This window comes from Mycobacterium neumannii (assembly GCF_002245615.1).
Classification (GTDB): Bacteria; Actinomycetota; Actinomycetes; order Mycobacteriales; family Mycobacteriaceae; genus Mycobacterium; species Mycobacterium neumannii_A.
The window spans coordinates 31,643-51,583 of the sequence record NZ_NKCO01000005.1 but is presented as its reverse complement, the minus strand read 5'-3'; the positions used below and the strand labels follow the sequence as shown (position 1 = coordinate 51,583).

General features: G+C 67.9%; 12 protein-coding genes. 10 read left to right on the top strand and 2 right to left on the bottom strand.

Features of this window, described 5'->3' with window-relative positions:
• Positions 1-8 precede the first annotated feature (8 nt).
• On the bottom strand, positions 9-752 hold the full coding sequence (locus CEX88_RS08340; protein WP_094293148.1) for a phosphotransferase family protein: 744 nt from the start codon (positions 750-752) through the stop codon (positions 9-11).
• 65 nt (positions 753-817) lie between these two features.
• Between CEX88_RS08340 and CEX88_RS08335 the strand changes: the two genes are divergently transcribed.
• From CEX88_RS08335 to CEX88_RS08290, 10 genes are all read left to right on the top strand, one after another.
• A complete protein-coding gene (locus tag CEX88_RS08335) occupies positions 818-1,213 on the top strand; it encodes a GtrA family protein (protein ID WP_066847148.1) in 396 nt (131 codons plus the stop codon).
• Between the two features lie 72 nt (positions 1,214-1,285).
• Positions 1,286-2,686 (top strand): decaprenylphosphoryl-beta-D-ribose oxidase, encoded by a 1,401-nt coding sequence (locus tag CEX88_RS08330; protein WP_094293147.1) that lies wholly within the window; start codon positions 1,286-1,288, stop codon positions 2,684-2,686.
• Positions 2,687-3,469: a decaprenylphospho-beta-D-erythro-pentofuranosid-2-ulose 2-reductase gene (locus CEX88_RS08325; RefSeq protein ID WP_094293146.1), complete on the top strand. Its 783-nt coding sequence runs from the start codon at positions 2,687-2,689 to the stop codon at positions 3,467-3,469.
• The gene (locus CEX88_RS08320; protein WP_202931409.1) at positions 3,469-5,364 is read left to right on the top strand and encodes a galactan 5-O-arabinofuranosyltransferase; all 1,896 of its coding nucleotides are present in this window, start codon (positions 3,469-3,471) and stop codon (positions 5,362-5,364) included. The genes CEX88_RS08325 and CEX88_RS08320 overlap by 1 nt, the downstream gene beginning before the upstream one ends.
• Positions 5,365-5,375: 11 nt before the next feature.
• Positions 5,376-8,609: an arabinosyltransferase domain-containing protein gene (locus tag CEX88_RS08315; protein WP_094293145.1), complete on the top strand. Its 3,234-nt coding sequence runs from the start codon at positions 5,376-5,378 to the stop codon at positions 8,607-8,609.
• A 148-nt stretch (positions 8,610-8,757) separates the two neighbouring features.
• Positions 8,758-12,048 (top strand): arabinosyltransferase domain-containing protein, encoded by a 3,291-nt coding sequence (locus CEX88_RS08310; protein WP_094293144.1) that lies wholly within the window; start codon positions 8,758-8,760, stop codon positions 12,046-12,048.
• Entirely contained in the window at positions 12,045-15,254 is a 3,210-nt protein-coding gene (locus tag CEX88_RS08305) for an arabinosyltransferase domain-containing protein (RefSeq protein ID WP_094293143.1), read from the top strand. Before CEX88_RS08310 ends, CEX88_RS08305 begins: the two co-directional genes overlap by 4 nt.
• A gap of 193 nt (positions 15,255-15,447) precedes the next feature.
• Positions 15,448-16,071 carry a GTP cyclohydrolase I FolE gene (gene folE / locus CEX88_RS08300; protein WP_094293245.1) on the top strand — a complete coding sequence of 208 codons (624 nt, stop codon included), beginning with the start codon at positions 15,448-15,450 and terminating at the stop codon, positions 16,069-16,071.
• A gap of 5 nt (positions 16,072-16,076) precedes the next feature.
• A complete protein-coding gene (locus tag CEX88_RS08295) occupies positions 16,077-17,543 on the top strand; it encodes a DHA2 family efflux MFS transporter permease subunit (RefSeq protein ID WP_202931408.1) in 1,467 nt (488 codons plus the stop codon).
• Positions 17,540-18,292, top strand: a complete 753-nt coding sequence (locus CEX88_RS08290; protein WP_094293142.1) for a dihydrofolate reductase family protein — start codon at positions 17,540-17,542, stop codon at positions 18,290-18,292. Before CEX88_RS08295 ends, CEX88_RS08290 begins: the two co-directional genes overlap by 4 nt.
• A 92-nt stretch (positions 18,293-18,384) precedes the next feature.
• Here the strand turns inward: CEX88_RS08290 and CEX88_RS08285 are convergent, their stop codons facing one another.
• Complete coding sequence (locus CEX88_RS08285; protein ID WP_094293243.1) at positions 18,385-19,935, bottom strand: acyl-CoA carboxylase subunit beta; 1,551 nt, start codon at positions 19,933-19,935, stop codon at positions 18,385-18,387.
• Between the last annotated feature and the right edge of the window lie 6 nt (positions 19,936-19,941).

The following is a 19,941-nucleotide window of genomic DNA, read 5'->3' as shown; positions in this document are numbered from 1 at the left end:
ACCCAGCTTCAGCCCATCCGCGCGCAGGCCGCCACCAACAGTTCGTCAGGGTGGTGGGCGGCCGCCTGCACCACGGCCGCGCGCGCGAACGCGTCGAGCACCGGCCACGGGTCTGCGTCGGGCAGCGCGGGGCCGCCGGCGGCGCGGTAGGCGTCGACGAAGCTTTGCCAGTCGGCGTCCGGGATCAGTCCCGCCGCCCAGAATCCGGCCGGTCGAGCCAGGTCCCACGCCGGATCGCCGGCACCCAGGTCGTCGACGTCGAGAAGGACCCATGGCGAATCTGCGTGCGGGCGCGCGAGTTGGCCCAGATGCCAGTCACCGTGCACCAACGTGTGCGGACGGTCCGGTGAGCCGGGCCGCCACACCGCGTCGGGCAGGGCGGCCGCGGCCCGTCGCACCGTCGGATCGCCGTCGGAGCGCAGCGCGTCAACCGCGCGCCGCAGCCGTTGCGGCCAGCCGTGCGGGGGCACTCGAGACGACCATGGCTCCCGGTGCAACCTGGCCAACAACTGTCCGGCTTCCGACCACGGCACCGACTCTGGTTGCGGGGCAAGGGGTTGCACGCGCGGCCATCGAGTGCGCCACCGCGCTGCGACCGGCTCGGGAAGCGTTGATAGCGGCGAGAGCAGGCAATCCGAGCTCGCAGCGATGCCGAGTCGGACCGTCAGTGCCCGCGGGTTGGTACCCGGCCGGTGCAGCTTGTAGACGACGTCGCCGTCGACGACGATCTCCGCACCGGACCGGGTCTGCACACCTGAAACCTAGCGACGCGACGGCTGCACATCCCGCGTAAGCTGCCCGGGTGGCCGAGCCCCCGATGCAGCCGACCCTGAGCCTGGGCACCCAGATCTGGCGGTTCATCGTCACCGGCGGTTTCTCGGCGATCGTCGACTTCGGCCTGTACGTCGCCCTGCTCGCCGCCGGTCTGCACGTCAACGTGGCCAAGACGCTCAGCTTCATCGCGGGCACCACCACGGCGTATCTGATCAACCGCCGGTGGACCTTTCAGGCGCCGCCGAGCACCGCGCGGTTCATCGCGGTGTGTGCGCTCTATGCGGTGACCTACGCCGCGCAGGTCGGCATCAACTACGTGCTGTACGTGGCGTGGGACGACAAACCGTGGCGGGTGCCGGTCGCGTTCGTCATCGCCCAGGGCACGGCGACGGTGATCAATTTCGTCGTCCAGCGTGCGGTCATCTTCCGGCTGCGCTGACGCGACACCGCTGCCGGCCGCGCGATATCCAGCGGTCATGGCGCCGGCTGTCCGCACGGTACCCTCGTCACGATGTCCGAGAACTTGCCGACGACCTCGCGTGCCTTGACCGGCTTCGGCCGCACGGCACCGTCGGTCGCTCAGGTGCTGAGCACGCCGGACGTCGACTTGATCGCCGCTGCGGTCCGCGAGGCCGCCGACCGCAGCGCATCCAGCCCGTCGTTCCTGCACCGGGGCGTCCTCGCTCGCGGCCTGGGTCGCTCCTACGGCGATCAGGCATGCAACGGCGGTGGCCTGGTCGTGGACATGACCGCGCTGCACAATGTCCACTCGATCAGCGCCGAGACGGCCGTGGCCGACGTCGATGCGGGCGTCAGCCTCGACCAGCTGATGAAGGCCGCGCTGCCGTTCGGGCTGTGGGTACCGGTGCTGCCGGGCACGCGGCAGGTCACCGTCGGCGGGGCGATCGCCTCCGACATCCACGGCAAGAACCACCACAGTGCAGGCAGCTTCGGCAATCACGTGCTGTCGATGGACCTGCTGATGGCCGACGGCGAGATTCGCACCCTCACCCCCGACGGGCCGGACGCCGAACTGTTCTGGGCGACGGTCGGCGGTAACGGCCTCACCGGGATCGTGGTGCGCGCCCGAATCGCGATGACGCGCACAGAAACCGCGTACTTCATCGCCGACGGTGTGTCCACCAGCGATTTGGATGAGACCGTCGCCGTGCACCTCGACGGCAGCGAGGACCGCTACACCTACTCCAGCGCGTGGTTCGACCTGATCAGTCCGCCGCCGAAGCTCGGGAGGGCCGCGATCAGCCGCGGCAGCCTCGCGACGCTCGATCAGCTGCCCCCGAAGCTGGCTAAGAATCCGCTGAAGTTCGATGCACCGCAACTGCTTTCGGTGCCTGATGTTTTCCCGGTCAGCGCCATGAACAAGCTCTCGTTCATGGCGATCGGCGAGGTGTACTACCGGCTCGGCGGCACCTACACCGGCAAGATCATGAACTTGTCGCAGTTCTACCACATGCTGGATCTGGTCAGCGGGTGGAACAACGCTTACGGCCCAGCGGGTTTCGCGCAGCACCAGTTCCTGGTTCCGCCCGATGCGCTCGAGGAGTTCAAGACCATCATCCGCTGGATCCAGACCCGCGGGCATTATTCGGCGCTGAACGTGTTCAAACTGTTCGGGCCCGGTAACCGCGCGCCGCTGAGCTTTCCGATAGCGGGATGGAACGTAGCGATGGACTTCCCGAACAAGCCCGGTATCAACGAATTCCTCAACGAGCTCGACGAGCGGGTCATGGAGTTCGGCGGCCGGGTGTACACCGCGAAAGACTCCCGGGTCAGTGCGGAGCGGTTCCACAAGATGTATCCGAGGATCGACGAGTGGATCGCCGTGCGCCGCAAGGCCGACCCGAACGGCGTCTTCGCATCCGACATGGCACGACGCTTGGAGCTCCTGTAGATGGTTCTCGACGCTGTAGGTAACCCCCAGTCCATCCTGCTGCTCGGCGGGACATCGGAGATCGGGCTGGCGATCTGCGAGCGCTACCTGCGCAACGCGCATGCCCGCATCATCCTTGCGGACCTGCCGAATAACCCCCGCAAGGACGAGGCGATCGCGGCGATGACGGCCGCGGGGGCCAAGTCCGTCGAATGGATCGACTTCGACGGCACCGACACCGCCGGACATCGCGCCGTGATCGACAAGGCCTGGGGCGGCGGTGATGTCGACGTCGCGATCGTGGCCTTCGGGCTGCTCGGCGACGCTGAAGAGCTGTGGCAGAACCAGTCCAAGGCCGTGCAGGTCGCCCAGATCAACTACACCGCAGCGGTTTCGGTCGGCGTGCTGATCGGCGAGAAGATGCGCGCCCAGGGCTTCGGGCAGATCATCGCGATGAGTTCAGCGGCCGGTGAGCGGGTGCGGCGGTCCAACTTCGTGTACGGGTCAACCAAGGCCGGCTTGGACGGGTTCTACCTTGGCCTCGGAGAGGCGTTGCGCGAGCACGGAGTTCGGGTGCTGGTGATCCGGCCCGGTCAGGTCCGCACCACGACCACCATCGAGCACTGGAAGGCCACCGGCGCGAAGGAAGCGCCGTTCACCGTCGACAAGGAAGACGTCGCCGAACTGGCCGTCACGGCGGCAGCCAAAGGCAAGGAACTGGTATGGGCGCCGGGAGCGTTCCGGTACGTGATGATGGTGTTGCGCCACATCCCCCGGCCGATCTTCCGCAAGCTACCCATCTGATGCGCGGCGGCGCGCGGGCCCTGCCGATCAAGGTCGCCGGCCAGATGATGGCGGCCGCCGCGGTGGCGATGGCCGTCGCGGTGGTCTCGCTGGCCGCGATCGCGCGCGTGGAGTGGCCCGCCTACAACTCGTCCAATCAGCTGCACGCGCTGACCACCGTGGGCCAGTTCGCCTGTCTGGCGGGGTTGTTGGCGAGCGGGTGGGTCTGGCGGCGCGGCCGGCAGCTGCTTGCGAAGGTGGCGGCGACGCTGTTCCTGTCAGCGTTCTCGGTGGTGACGCTGGCGATGCCGCTCGGTGCGACGAGGCTCTATCTGTACGGCATCTCGGTCGATCAGCAGTTCCGCACCGAGTACCTCACCCGGCTCGCCGACAGCGCCGCGCTGCGCGATATGACCTACATGGGTCTGCCGCCGTTCTATCCGCCGGGCTGGTTCTGGATCGGGGGCCGCCTGGCCGCGCTGACCGGAACTCCGGCGTGGGAGATGTTCAAACCGTGGGCGATCATGTCGATCACCGCCGCGATCGCGGTGGCGTTCGTGTTGTGGGCGGCCATGATTCGCTTCGAGTACGCGCTCATCGTGACCACCGCCACCGCCGCAGCCACGCTCGCATACTCTCCGGCCGAGCCCTACGCCGCCATCATCTGCGTTCTGCTGCCGCCGGTGTTCGTGCTCGCCTGGTCGGGTCTGCGCGGGGGCGACCCGGATGGGGTGGCGGGCGGGAGGACGCGAGCCGGCTGGCCCGCCGTCATCGGCACCGGCCTCTTCCTCGGCGGCGCCGCGCTGTTCTACACGCTCCTGTTCGCCTACGCGGCATTCACATTGACGATCATGGGGGTGCTTCTGGCCGTCGCGCGCAGACGCATCGAACCGCTGCTGCGGCTGGTGGTCATCGCGGTCATCTCGGGCGCCATCGCGCTGATCGGCTGGGCGCCCTACCTTCTGGCGGCGTTCTCCGGCGAGCCCGCCGACTCCGGAACCGCCCAGCACTATCTGCCGACCGACGGCGCGCAGCTGGAATTCCCGATGCTGCACTTCACACTGCTGGGAGCGCTGTGCATGCTCGGCACGTTGTGGTTGGTCTGGCGTGCGCGGTCCTCCACCCGGGCCGGCGCTCTGGCGATCGCGGTACTCGCCGTCTACGCCTGGTCGCTGCTGTCGATGCTGACCACGCTGGTGGGCACCACATTGTTGTCCTTCCGACTGAATCCGACGCTGACCGTGCTACTCACCGCGGCAGGTGCCTTCGGCTTCATCGAGGTCACCCGTGCAGTCGCGGCGCGGGTGCGGCCCGAGAACGCGCGACGTGTCGTCGCGGCGGCGGCCACGCTGGGCGCCATCGGCGCCGTCACCTACAGCCAGGACATCCCCGACGTGCTGCGGTCCGACATCGTCGTCGCCTATACCGATACCGACGGCTACGGTCAGCGCGCGGACCGGCGACCGCCCGGCGCCGAGCGCTACTACCGCGAGATCGACGCCAGGATCACGGAGGTCACCGGTCGTCCCCGTGACGAGACCGTCGTGCTGACCGCCGACTACAGCTTTTTGTCCTACTACCCCTACTACGGATTCCAGGGCCTGACCTCGCACTACGCCAATCCACTGGCGCAGTTCGAGAAGCGCGCCGAGGCCATCGAGAGCTGGGCCACGCTGGCCGACGCCGACCAGTTCATCGAGGCGCTCGACACGCTGCCGTGGGAGCCGCCGACGGTGTTTCTGATGCGCCGCGGGGCCGACGACACCTATACGTTGCGGTTGGCCTCCGACGTCTATCCGAACCAGCCCAATGTGCGCCGCTACCACGTCGCCCTGGACGAGACATTGTTCGACGACCCCCGCTTCGAGGTCTCCAGCATCGGCCCGTTCGTGTTGGCGATCCGCAAGCCCAATTAAGATCGAACCCCGTGGTCGGTGAAGCCGGTGTCGGGTCGAACCATCGGACGGTGCGGCTCATCGCCATCGTCGCAGGATTGCTCGGCGCACTGCTGGCCATCGCGACGCCGTTGATGCCGGTCACGCAGACCACCGCCGAACTGAACTGGCCGCAGAACGGCGTGCTGCGCAGCGTGGACGCCCCGCTCATCGGCTACGTCGCGACCGACCTCGAGATCTCTGTGCCGTGTCGCGCGGCGGCCGGGCTGGCCGGTCCCGATGCCCAGGGCCGCACCGTGCTGTTGTCGACCGTGCCCAAACAGGCACCCAAGGCCATCGACCGCGGCCTTCTCATCGAGCGGGTCAACGACGACCTGCTGGTGATCGTGCGAAACACCCCGGTGGTCAGCGCGCCGCTGGATCAGGTGCTCAGCCCGCAGTGCCAACGGCTGACCTTCACCGCGCACGCCGACAAGGTGGCCGGCGAGTTCGTCGGTCTCGTCCAAGGTCCGGGACGGATCCCGAACGACGACCCCGGTGAACCGCTGCGCGGTGAACGCGGCGGCTACGACTTCCGCCCGCAGATCGTCGGCGTCTTCACCGACCTCAGCGGTCCGGCGCCCCCGGGTCTGGAGTTCTCCGCGACGCTCGACACCCGCTACAGCACGTCGCCGACGCTGCTCAAGACCCTGGCGATGATCATCGGGGTGGCGATGACCGTCATCGCCCTGGTCGCGCTTCATCTTCTCGACATCGCCGACGGCCGCGGCGTCAGACGGTTCCTGCCGCCGCGGTGGTGGACGCTGCGACCGCTCGACGGCGTCGTCACCGCGGTGCTGGTGTGGTGGCACTTCGTCGGCGCCAACACCGCCGACGACGGCTACATCCTGACGATGGCGCGGGTCTCCGAGCACGCCGGCTACATGGCGAACTACTACCGGTGGTTCGGCACGCCGGAGGCGCCGTTCGGCTGGTACTACGACCTGCTGGCGTTGTGGGCCCAGGTCAGCACGCACAGCGTGTGGATGCGCCTGCCGACGCTGGTGATGGCGCTGGCGTGCTGGTGGGTCATCAGCCGTGAGGTGATCCCGCGGCTGGGCCACGCCGTGAAGAAGACACCTGCGGCGGCGTGGACGGCGGCGGGTCTGTTCCTGGCGTTCTGGCTGCCGTTGAACAACGGGCTGCGCCCCGAACCGATCATCGCGCTCGGCATCCTTCTCACCTGGTGCTCGGTCGAGCGGGGTGTGGCCACCAGCAGGCTGCTGCCCGTGGCGATCGCGATCATCATCGGCGCGTTCACGCTGTTCTCCGGGCCGACGGGCATCGCCGCCGTGGGCGCGCTGCTGGTCGCCGTCGGACCACTGAAAACCATTGTCGCCGCGCATGTCTCACGCTTCGGCTATCTGGCGTTGCTGGCGCCGATCCTGGCCGCGGCCACCGTCACGATCATCTTGATCTTCCGGGACCAGACGCTGGCCTCCGAGATGCAGGCCAGCACCTTCAAGTCGGCGGTCGGGCCGAGCCTGAGCTGGTTCGACGAGCACATCCGCTACGAGCGGTTGTTCACGCTGAGTCCCGACGGTTCGGTGGCGCGCCGCTTTGCGGTGCTCACACTGTTGCTGGCGCTGGCCGTTGCGGTCGCGATGTCGTTGCGCAAGTTCAGGATTCCCGGCACGGCGTTGGGACCCAGCCGCCGCATTATCGGCATCACGGTCATCTCATTTTTCGCCATGATGTTCACGCCGACCAAGTGGACCCATCACTTCGGGGTGTTCGCCGGGCTGGCCGGCTCGTTGGGCGCACTGGCCGCCGTCGCCGTCGCCGCCACGGCGATGCGCTCGCGCCGCAACCGCTCGGTGTTCGGCGCCGCGGTCCTGTTCGCGATGGCGCTGTCGTTCGCCACCGTCAACGGCTGGTGGTACGTGTCGAACTTCGGTGTGCCGTGGTCGAACGCCATGCCGGAGTGGAAGTTCGGCTTCTCGACGATCCTGCTCGGGCTGGCCGTGCTGACCCTGATCGCCGCGGCGTGGTTCCACTTCTCCGGGCGCGACTCGTCGCCACCCGGGCCGCAGCGGCGCTGGCAACGAATGCTGCAGGCGCCGTTGGCCATCGCCACATGGCTGCTGGTGATGTTCGAGGTGCTCTCGCTGACGCTGGCCATGATCGACCAGTACCCGGCGTGGAGCGTCGGCCGGTCCAACCTCGAAGCCCTGGCCGGCAAGACGTGCGGGATGGCCGAGGATGTGCTCGTCGAGGAGGACCCCAACGTCGGCATGCTGAGGCCGATCGGCACGCCCGTCGGTGAGGCGCTCAGCGCAGGCACCGCACAGGGGTTCAACCCCAACGGGATTCCCAGTGACGTCTCCGCCGACGAGACGATGAGCGGTCAGGGCACCTCGAGCAACTTCGCCGATACCGACAACGAAGACGACCAGGCTGGAAACGGTGGGACCGAGGGCGGCACGACGGCCGCCGCCGGTGTCAACGGTTCACGGGCCCGGCTGCCCTACAAACTCGATCCGGCCACGACCCCGGTGATGGGCAGCTGGCGCTCCGGTACGCAGCAGCCCGCGCAGTTGCGCTCGGCGTGGTACCGGCTGCCGGACCGCGACTCCGCCGACCCGCTGCTGGTCATCTCGGCGGCCGGCCGGTTCGACGCGGGTGAGGTCACGGTGCAGTGGGCGACCGACGAGCAGGCCGCCGCCGACGAGCCCGGGGGTGGGATCGGGTTCGCCGACGTCGGCGCCTCCCCCGCGTGGCGCAACCTGCGGGCACCGTTGTCCGCGATACCGCCCGAAGCCACTCAGATCCGACTGGTGGCCTCCGACGAGGACCTCGACCCGCAGCACTGGATCGCGGTGACGCCGCCGCGGATCCCCGAGCTGCGCACGCTGCAGGACGTCGTCGGGTCGTCGGATCCGGTGCTACTGGACTGGCTGGTCGGGTTGGCGTTCCCCTGCCAGCGGCCGTTCGGCCACCAGAACGGCGTCGTCGAGGTGCCCAAGTGGCGGATCCTGCCCGACCGGTTCGGGGCCGAGGCGAACTCGCCGGTGATGGACTACCTCGGCGGTGGACCGCTCGGCATCACCGAACTGCTGGTGCGGGCCACGACGGTGCCGACGTATCTGGACGACGACTGGTTCCGGGACTGGGGCTCGCTGCAGCAGCTCACGCCGTGGTACCCGAACGCCGCGGAGGCGCGCCTGGACCTGGGCACGGCGACGCGCAGCGGGTTGTGGAGCCCGGCGCCGCTGCGCCTGTCCTGAGCTTGCGGGCCTTGTTGGTTATTGCGCTTAACAGGTGGGTCGTACGCACGTGGTGCGTGGGATCAACCCGTTAGAGCACAGGAGGCGTTTGCCCATATCGGCCCGGGGTCACCGACTCCGATGATCGAGTCGCCTACCATCGACGCTCGTGCCTGCCCATCGGATCGCGCGACTGATCGCCGTCGTCGCAGGCATCGCCGGCGTGCTGTTGTGCGGGCTGGTGCCGCTGCTGCCGGTCAAACAGACCACCGCGACCATCCTGTGGCCGCAGGGCACCGGACCCGACGGGTTCGTCAGCGACATCACCGCCCCGCTGGTCTCCGGCGCTCCGCAGGCCCTCGACATCTCGATCCCCTGCCGGGCCGTCGCCTCGCTGCCCGCCGACGGCGGCCTGGTGCTGTCCACCGTCCCGCCGGGCGGCATCGACGCCAGCCGTAACGGGCTCTTCGTGCGCGCCACCTCCGACCTCGTTGTCGTGGCGTTCCGCGACTCCGTCGCCGCGGTCGCGCCGCGGCCCGCCGTGGAGGACGGCGCCTGCAGCACACTGCACATCTGGGCCAACCCCGGCGAGGCCGGCGCCGACTTCATCGGGCTGCCCGGGGCCGTGGGAACGCTGGCCGCCGAGGAGAAGCCGCAGGTCGCCGGCGTCTTCACGGATCTGGAGGTCGCACCACAGGAGGGGCTCGGGGCGCGCGTCGACGTCGACACCCGATTCATTACCTCCCCCACCGCGCTCAAGCTCGCCGTGATGGTGCTGGGGGTCTTGTGCGTGATCGCGTCGATCGTCGCGATGGCGGTGCTGGACCGGCGGAGCCGCTCCGGCGGCGACATCGGGCTCCGCAGCGGTCGCCGCGTGCTGCGCGCCTGGCGGCGGTTCTGGCGGGTGGGCTTCTGGCACTGGGCGGCCGACCTGGCCGTCGCGGGCACCCTGCTGCTGTGGCACGTCATCGGCGCCCTGTCGTCGGACGACGGCTACAACCTCACCATCGCCCGCGTCTCGGCCGACGCCGGGTACACCGCGAACTACTACCGCTTCTTCGGCGCCACGGAGGCCCCGTTCGACTGGTATCAATCGGTGCTCGCGGCGTTCGCCTCGGTCAGCACCGCCAGCGTGTGGATGCGGGTGCCCGCGACGCTGGCGGCCATCGGCGCCTGGTTGATCGTCAGCCGCTGCATCCTGCCGCGCCTCGGCCGTCGGCTTGCGGCCAACCGGGTGACGGTGTGGACGGCAGGGGCGGTGTTCCTGGCGGCGTGGCTGCCGTTCAACAACGGCCTGCGACCTGAACCGCTGATCGCGTTCGGCACCGTCGCCGTGTGGGTGCTGGTGGAGAACGCCGTGGCCACCCGGCGGACGTGGCCTGCCGCGCTGGCGATCGTCGTCGCGGTGTTCAGCGTGACGTTGGCTCCGCAGGGACTGATCGCGATCGCGCCCCTGCTTGTTGGGGCCCGCGCGATCGTCCGCACCATCCGCGTGCGTCGTCGGGTGGACGGTGTGCTGGCGCCGTTGGCCGCGCTGCTGTCCGCGCTCGCGCTGATCTTCGTGGTGGTGTTCCGCGACCAGACGCTGGCCACGGTGGCGGAGTCGGCCCGCATCAAGTACGTCGTCGGCCCGACGATCGCGTGGTACCAGGAGTTCCTGCGCTACTACTTCCTCACGGTCGAGGACAGCATCGACTCGTCGCTGACCCGGCGCTTCGCGGTGCTGGTGCTGTTGCTCTGCCTGTTCGGGATGCTCGCGGTGCTGCTGCGGCGCGGCGGTGTCGCCGGCATGGCGCGCGGACCGGTGTGGCGGCTGATCGGGTCGACGGCGATCGGCCTTCTGCTGCTGACGTTCACGCCGACCAAGTGGGCGGTGCAGTTCGGCGCGTTCGCCGGTCTGGCGGGTGCGCTCGGTGCGGTGACGGCGTTCGCGTTCAGCCGCGTCGGGCTGCACAGCCGCCGCAACCTCGCGCTCTATGTCACCGCGCTGTTGTTTGTATTGGCTTGGGCGACATCGGGTATCAACGGCTGGTTCTATGTCGGCAACTACGGTGTGCCGTGGTTCGACAAGCAGCCGGTGATCGCCGGTATCCCGGTCACCGGCATCTTCCTCGCGCTGGCGATCATCACCGGCCTGCTCGCGGGGTGGCTGCACTTCCGCATGGACTACGCGGGGCATACGGAGGTCGCCAACACCAAGCGCAACCGTGTGCTCGCCTCCACGCCGCTGCTGGTGGTGGCGACGATCATGGTGGTGCTCGAGGTCGGCTCCATGACCAAGGGCGCCGTGCAGCGCTACCCCGTCTACACCACCGCCAAGGCGAACTTCTCGGCGCTGAAGTCCGGGCTCTCGGACACCAGCTGCGCGATGGCCGACGATGTGCTCGTCGAGCCCGACACGAACGCCGGTATGCTGCAACCGGTTCCGGGCCAACGCTTCGGCGAGTACGGACCGCTCGGCGGGGAGGACCCCGTGGGCTTCAACCCCAACGGCGTCAGCGACACCCTCGAACCGCCCGAGCCGATCACCGCCAACCCGGGCACCGTCAACTCCGACGGCTCACCGAACGAACCCAACATCGGGATCGGCTTCGCCGCAGGCACCGGCGGAGGCTACGGACCCGTCGGCGTGAACGGTTCGAATGTGTTCCTGCCGTTCGGACTCGACCCCGACCGCACGCCGGTGATGGGCAGCTACGACGAGAACACTGTCGCGGCCAAGGTGACCTCGGCGTGGTACCAGCTGCCGCCACGCACCCCGGACCGGCCGTTGGTCACCGTCGCGGCCGCGGGGGCGATCTGGTTCTACGAAGAGGACGGCTCGTTCAACTACGGACAGTCGCTGAAGCTGCAGTGGGGTATACACCGCCCCGACGGCAGCTATCAGCCGCTGGCCGAGGTGCAGCCGATCGACGTCGGCCCCGGTCCTCAAAAGGCCTGGCGCAACCTGCGTTTCCCGTTCGCATCGGCGCCGCCCGAGGCGAATGTCGCGCGCATCGTCGCCGACGACCCGAACCTGTCCACCGACCAGTGGTTCGCGTTCACCCCGCCACGGGTGCCGGTGCTCGTCACCGCGCAGCAGTTCCTCGGCTCGCAGACGCCCGTGCTGATGGACATCGCGACGGCCGCGAACTTCCCTTGCCAGCGCCCGTTCTCCGAACATCTCGGCATCGCCGAGTTGCCGGAATACCGCATCCTCCCGAACCTCAAGCAGGTGGTCGTGTCCTCGAACCAGTGGCAGTCCGCCGAGGACGGCGGTCCATTCCTGTTCATCCAGGCACTGTTGCGCACCTCGACCGTGCCCACCTATCTGCGCGACGACTGGTACCGGGACTGGGGTTCGATCGAGCGGTACCTGCGGGTGGTGCCCGAATCCGAGGCGCCGGACGCGATCGTCGAGCAGGGGGCGGTGCGCGTGTTCGGTTGGAGCCGTAACGGACCCATCAGGGCGCTGCCATGAGCCAGACATCGAGTTCCGACGTGCGGATCGCCCGCTGGGTCGCGGCGATCGCCGGGTTGATCGGCTTCGTGCTGTCGGTGGCGACTCCTCTGCTTCCGGTGGAACAGACCACCGCATCGCTGAACTGGCCGCAGCAGGGCGAGTTGAACAGCGTCACCGCGCCGTTGATCACGCAGACTCCGGTGCGGATGTCGGTGACCGTGCCGTGCGAGGTGATCCGCTCGATGCCGCCGCGCGGCGGAGTCGTGTTGGGCACCGCGCCAAAGGACGGTAAGCAGGCCGCGCTGCAGAGTCTGTTCGTCACGGTCAACCCGCAGCGTGTCGACATCACCGACCGAAACGTGGTGGTGGCCAGCGTCCCCCGGGCCCGGGTGGTCGGCACCGGGGACACCCCGGGATGCTCACGCATCGAGATCACCTCCTCGGAGGAGGGCACCTTCGCCGACTTCGTCGGGCTGACGAAGGCGGACGGTTCGCCGCAGTACACCGGTTTCCCGGACCCGAACCTGCGCCCCGCGATCGTCGGCGTGTTCACCGACCTGACCGGCCCTGCGCCGCCGGGGCTGAGCCTGTCGGCAGAGATCGACACGCGGTTCACCACCAAGCCGACACCGCTGAAGCTGACGGCGATGGTGCTGGCCATCGTGTCGACGGCGATCGCACTGCTCGCGCTGTGGCGCCTGGATCGTATGGACGGCAGGCGAATGAGGCGGCTGATCCCGCAGCGGTGGCGGACGTTCACCCCCACCGATGTGGTGGTGGTCGGTGGCTTCGCGGTCTGGCACGTGATCGGGGCCAACTCCTCTGACGACGGCTACATCCTCGGGATGGCCCGAGTGGCCGGTCACGCGGGGTACATGTCGAACTACTTCCGATGGTTCGGCAGCCCCGAGGACCCGTTCGGCTGGTACTACAACCTGCTGGCGATGATGACCAGCGTCAGCGACGCGAGCATCTGGATGCGACTGCCGGACCTGGTGTGCGGAATCGTGTGCTGGCTGTTGCTTTCTCGTGAGGTGCTGCCGCGACTCGGTCCCGCTGTTGCCGCGAGCAAGCCTGCGCTGTGGGCGGCGGGGCTGGTGCTGCTGGCGGCATGGATGCCGTTCAACAACGGCCTGCGCCCCGAGGGCCAGATCGCCACCGGCGCGCTGATCACCTACGTGCTGATCGAGCGGGCGATCACCTCCGGACGACTCACTCCCGCGGCGTTCGCGATCATCACGGCGGCGTTCACGCTCGGGATCCAGCCGACAGGTCTGATCGCGGTGGCCGCGCTGCTGGCAGGCGGTCGACCGCTGTTGCGCATCCTGGTGCGGCGCCGCCAGGTGGTGGGCGTCTGGCCGCTGGTGTTGCCACTGCTGGCCGCGGGAACGGTGATCCTGACGGTCGTCTTCTTCGACCAGACCATCGCAACGGTGTTGGAGGCGACCAGAATTCGCACCGCCGTCGGCCCGAACCAGGAGTGGTACACCGAGAACCTGCGCTACTACTACCTGATCCTGCCGACAGTGGACGGATCGCTGTCGCGTCGCTTCGGCTTCCTGATCACCGCGCTGTCGTTGTTCGCCGCGATGTTCATCATGTTGCGGCGCGGGCGGGTGCCCGGCGTGGCCAGGGGTCCCGCGTGGCGGCTGATCGGAATCATCCTGGGCACGGTGTTTTTCCTGATGTTCACCCCCACCAAGTGGGTCCACCACTTCGGACTGTTCGCCGCGGTCGGGGCGGCGATGGCGGCGCTGGCCACCGTACTGGTGTCGCCTGCGGTGCTGAAGTGGTCACGCAATCGGATGGCTTTTTTGGCCGCCCTGTTGTTCGTTCTCGCACTGTGTTTCGCGACCACCAACGGCTGGTGGTACGTGTCGAGTTACGGCGTCCCGTTCAACAACGACGAACCCGCCATCGGCGGCGTCACCGTCAGCACGGTCTTCTTCGCGCTGTTCGCGATCGTGGCGATATGGGCGGCCTGGCTGCACTTCTCGTCGCGGACCCGCGGCGAAGGGCGCATCGCCAGGGCGCTGACCGCAGCGCCGATCCCGGTGGTCGCGGGCTTCATGGTGGTGGTGTTCGTCGGATCGATGCTCGTCGGCGCGGTTCGCCAGTACCCCACCTACTCGAACGCGTGGGCCAACCTGCGCGCCTTCGCCGGCGGTTGCGGCCTGGCCGACGACGTACTCGTCGAACCCGACGCCAACCAAGGCTTTCTGACAGCGCTGCCCGGACAGTACGGGCCGTTGGGCCCGCTTGGTGGAGACGGGCCCGTCGGGTTCACCGCCGATGGTGTGCCGGAAAAGATTGTCGCCGAGGCGATTCGGATGAACCTGCCGATGCCCGGCACCGACTACGACTGGGACCATCCCACCGAACTGAAGGAGCCCGGTGTCAACGGGTCGACGGTTCCGCTACCGTACGGGCTCGACCCGAACCGGGTTCCGTTGGCGGGCACCTACGTCGAGGGGCCTCAGCAGCAGAGCAGGTTGACGTCGGCGTGGTACGAACTGCCGGCCCCCGACGATGCGCATCCGCTGGTCGTCGTCACCGCCGCCGGGACCATCACCGGCGACAGCGTCTTCAACGGGCGCACCGAGGGCGAGACTGTCGAGTTGGAGTACGCGCGCCGGGCTCCGGACGGTGCCCTGGTGCCCGCCGGCCGGATGGTGCCCTACGACCTCGGTCCGATTCCGTCGTGGCGCAACCTGCGCTTCCCCCGCGCCGACATTCCTGCCGACGCGGTCGCCGTTCGCGTTGTCGCCGAAGACCTTTCGCTGACGCCCGGCGACTGGCTCGCGGTGACCCCGCCCCGGGTGCCCGAACTGCGATCGGTACAGGAGTACGTCGGCTCCGAGCAGCCGGTGCTGATGGACTGGGCCGTCGGCCTGGCGTTCCCGTGCCAGCAGCCGATGCTGCACGCCAACGGCGTCACCGAGATTCCAAGGTTCCGCATCACTCCGGACTACAACGCCAAGCGCAAGGACACCGACACCTGGCAGGACGGCCTCAACGGGGGTCTGCTGGGGATCACGGATCTGCTGCTGCGCGCGCACGTGATGGCGACGTACCTATCGGAGGACTGGGGCCGGGACTGGGGCTCGCTGCGCCGGTTCGAGCCGACCCCTGAGGCGCAAGGGGCGACGCCTGCGACGCTGGACTTCGGGACGGCCACGCACAGCGGTCTGTACAGCCCGGGCCACATCCGGATCAAGCCGTAACGCTGAGGCTTTAGCGGCGGCACCGCCGTCGCCCGCGGTGTTCATGCTCGACGACTCGCTTCTATTCCGGTCGATCGGAATTTCCGAAATCAACTGACGGCAGGGTAAAGCGTCTGCTAAATAATTAACAGCTGACTAGAACTCAGCAGCAAACTGCTTTGTGGCGCTTTCTGCAAGCGGCGAGGAGGCATTCATGTTGCAGACTCCCGAAGCGCCGCAGACGGGAAACGGCCAACGGCCGCCAGCCCGTGTATTCGACCAGGCAGCCGTCGAAGCCGCCATTTTCGATCTGCTCGTCGCCATTGGTGAAGACCCTCACCGCGACGGACTGCGTGACACTCCCGCGCGGGTCGCGCGGGCTTACCAGGAGACATTTGCAGGCCTGTACAGCGATCCCGACGACGTTCTCACGACGATGTTCGACGAGCACCACGGTGAACTGGTGTTGATCAAGCAAATTCCGATGTACTCCACGTGTGAACATCACCTGGTTTCTTTCCATGGAGTCGCCCATGTCGGCTACCTTCCCGGCGAGGACGGCCGCGTCACTGGACTGTCGAAAATAGCGCGTCTGGTCGACCTGTATGCCAGGCGCCCACAGGTGCAGGAACGGCTGACGGGGCAAATAGCCGAGGCAGTTATGAACAAATTGCATCCTCGCGGCGTAATTGTCGTCATCGAGGCTGAGCACTTGTGCATGGCAATGCGCGGGGTGCGAAAGCCGGGCGCAGTCACGACGACCTCCGCGGTGCGCGGGCAGTTCCAAACCGATCCGGCGTCGCGGGCCGAGGCGCTGCATCTCCTCTTACGGAGGTGATCTCGGTGCCCACGCCGAACGCGCCGACCGTTAGGCCGTCACTGCGCGCGGTGTGGGCGATGATGACCGGCTTCTTCCTGATCGTCGTCGACTCGACGATCGTCGCCGTGGCCAACCCGGTCATCAAAGAGGAATTCGCGGCGTCCTACCATGCCGTCATCTGGGTGACCAGCGCCTACCTGCTGGCGTTCGCGGCGCTGCTGCCGGTTGGTGGGCGCCTCGGCGACCGCTTCGGTCCGAAGACCCTGTATGTCGCCGGTCTTGCGGCGTTCACGTTGGCCTCGCTGTGGTGCGGGGTGTCCGAATCGATAGGGATGCTGATTGCCGGGCGGGTCGCCCAGGGTGTTGGCGCGGCGCTGATGACGCCGCAAACGCTGTCCGCGGTCACCCGCATCTTCCCGCCCCAGCAGCGCGGCGTTCCGGTGAGTCTCTGGGGCGCGACAGCGGGTCTCGGCCTGCTGGTCGGTCCGGTGGCCGGTGGGCTGCTGGTGGACGCGTTGGGCTGGCGGTCGATCTTCCTCGTCAACATCCCGATCGGCGCCGTGGGCCTCGTGTTGGCGCTTCGACTGATCCCTGCCCTGCCCACGCGTCCACACCGCTTGGACATGCTGGGGGTGCTGCTGTCGGGAGCCGGCATCTGCCTGATCGTCTTCGCCCTGCAGGAGGGGCGTCACCACGCGTGGGGGCCGACGACGTGGGCCGCGATCGCCGGCGGATGCGCATTCCTGGCGGGATTCGTTCTGTGGCAGTCGATTCAGCGTTCGGAGCCGTTGGTGCCCCTGGACCTGTTCCGCCACCGCGACTTCGCACTGTCGAATCTGGGCATCGCACTGATCAGTTTCACGATCGTCGCGTTCGCCGTTCCGCTGATGTTCTATCTGCAAGACGTGCGCGGTATGACCGCAACACATGCGGGCCTGGTGACGGCTCCGATGGCGGTTGCGACCGGTGTCCTCGCCCCGATCGTCGGAAGGCTCGTCGACCGCGTCGCGCCACGGTCCATCGTGTGCCCCGGCTTCACGCTGACGGCGGTCGCGTTGGTGTGGCTCGCGCTGGAGATGAACCAGTCGGCACCCGTCTGGCGAATGACACTGCCACTCATGCTCATCGGGGCGGCGGGTGCACTCACGTGGGAACCGTTGGCCGTCACCGCATCCCGGACGCTGCCCGACGATCTGGCGGGCGCGGGCTCGGCCGTCTTCAATACGATTCGGCAGATCGGGGCCGCGCTCGGCAGTGCGAGCATCGCCGCGTTGTTGACAGCTCAGGCCGACATCGAGTCCCACGACGCTTCCGAGCTGGCCCCGGAGTTGTCGGGAACCGCGGCCCTCGAAGCGATGTCGCACTCCATGCTGTTACCCGCGACGGTGGCGGGACTCGGCGCGATCGCGGCGATCTTCTTCACCGGCCCTTCCCCGCGAGCCGTCCAAGCCGTGAGCCATTCCGAGAGAAATGTGAGCACCGGGCCATGACCGCTGTTGCCGCAAGACCACCGTCGACGCTGTACGAGGTGGAGACACTCACCGACGAGGCGTTGCGCGACCTGCTCGCGTACCCCGAAACGCCCGCCGAACCAAGGCTTCGCGCCAATTTCATCGCGAGCATCGACGGCGCCGTCACGCTCGACGGAGCGGGCCGCAAGCTGGGTACGCCGACCGACCGGCGAGTCTTCACTCGGTTGCGTGAAGTGGCTGACGTGATCCTGGTAGGCGCGACCACCGCAGGGTCCAAGCCGTATGCCGATCTTCGTGTGGAGGCGGATGCACAGGGGTGGCGGCTTTCGCACGGTTTGTCCCCCGCCTTGCGGTTGGTGGTCGTTTCCAGTCGAGGCGTGATCCCGCCTCATCTGCTTACGGCGACGGTTCCGCCGATCGTGTTGGTATCTGCGAGTGCCACCAGTTCAGCGCGGCGAGCGCTCGAAGCGGGCGGCGCGGTGGTGTGCGAGATGCCCGAGGGTCAAATCACCTCTGCCGCAATACGTCGCGCGCTTGGCGATCTCGGTCTGAACCGGGTGCTGGTGGAGGGCGGCCCGACGCTGTTCTCTCACCTGGTCGCCGGCGACGACATCGACGAGTTGTGCCTCACCACCAGCCCGATGATGGTGGCGGGTCCCGCGCGCCGGATCGCAGTCACACCGGCGCATGTCGAGCTTGGTATGCGGCGCAGAGATGTACTGCTCGGCGACGACGGCACCGTCATCGTCCGATGGATTCGGCGCTGACTGGACGCTGGCGCCGCGACGACGGTCCGCAAAGTGTCGAACTTTCGCGGCGTGTCGCGTGCAAACACGGGCGCTCGCGGAACAAGAAGAACTTATATGGGTGTGAGGCCGTGCTTGCGCTGGACGCGGGTGATCTGCTTGTCGCGCAGCAGGTTCAGCGACTTGCGCAATAACAGCCGGGTCTCGTGCGGCTGGATCACCGCGTCGATAAAGCCCCGTTCGGCGGCAATCCACGGCGTGGCCATGTTGAGGTTGTAACCCTCGATGAAGTCGGCGCGGATCTTCTGCACCTCCGGCGCAGTCGGATCCGGGAACCGCTTCACCAACAGCTGGGCCGCACCCTCGGCGCCGATGACCGCGATGCGCGCGGTCGGCCACGCGAAGTTCAGGTCCGCCGACAGCTGCTTGGAACCCATCACCGCATACGCGCCGCCGTAAGACTTGCGGATGGTGATGGTCACCTTCGGCACGTCGGCCTCGACGACGGCGTTGAGGAAGCGGCCGCCGCGCTTGATGATGCCGCCCTTCTCCTGCTGCACACCCGGCATGAATCCCGGCGTATCGACGACGAAAACCAAAGGCAGGTTGTAGGAGTCGCAGAACCGGATGAACCGCGCGGCCTTGTCGGAGGCCTCGTTGTCGATCGACCCGGACAAGTGCATCGGCTGGTTGGCGACCACCCCGACCGGGTGTCCGTCGACCCGCGCGAACGCGGTGATGATCGCCGGGCCCTGCTGCTCGGCCACATCGAAGACGTCGCCGTCGTCGAAGATCCGCAGCAGGATCTCGTGCATGTCGTAGGCCATGTTGTCGCTGTCCGGCACGATCGAGTCCAGCTCGTAGTCGTGCGGCGTGAGCTCGGGCTCCAAGCCCGGGTTGACGATCGGCGGATCGTCGAACGTGTTGGCGGGCAGGAACTCCAGGTAGTCGCGGACATACTGGAACGCCGCGGCCTCGCTCTCCACGACCTGGTGGATGTTGCCGTAGCGGGCCTGGGCATCGGCGCCGCCGAGTTCATCGAGGGAGACGTCTTCACCGGTGACGTCCTTGATGACGTCGGGTCCGGTGACGAACATGTAGCCCTGATCCCGGACGGCCACCACGAGATCGGTCTGGATCGGCGAATACACCGCGCCTCCAGCGCATTTGCCGAGGATGATCGAGATCTCGGGAACCAGCCCGCGGAGCAGTTCGTGGCGGCGGCCCAGCTCGGCGTACCACGCCAGCGACGTCACGGCGTCCTGGATCCGCGCGCCCGCCGAGTCGTTGATACCGATGATCGGGCAGCCGACCATCGCCACCCACTCCATCAGCTTGGCCACCTTGCGGCCGAAGATCTCGCCGACCGAGCCCTGGAACACCGTCTGGTCGTGGCTGAACACGCCGACCGGCCTGCCGTTGATCCTGGCGTGACCCGTCACCACGCCGTCGCCGAACAACGCGTTCGGATCGCCGGGCGTCTTCGCCAACGCGCCGATCTCCAGGAAGCTGCCCGGATCGACCAGGGCGTGGATTCGCGCGCGGGCACTCGGAATGCCCTTTCTCTCCCGCTTGGCGACCGCCTTCTCCCCACCGGGCTCCTTGGCCTGCTCCAGCTTCTCGCGGAGTTCGGCGAGCAGTTCTGCGGTGGTCCTGGTGCGGATGGGCGG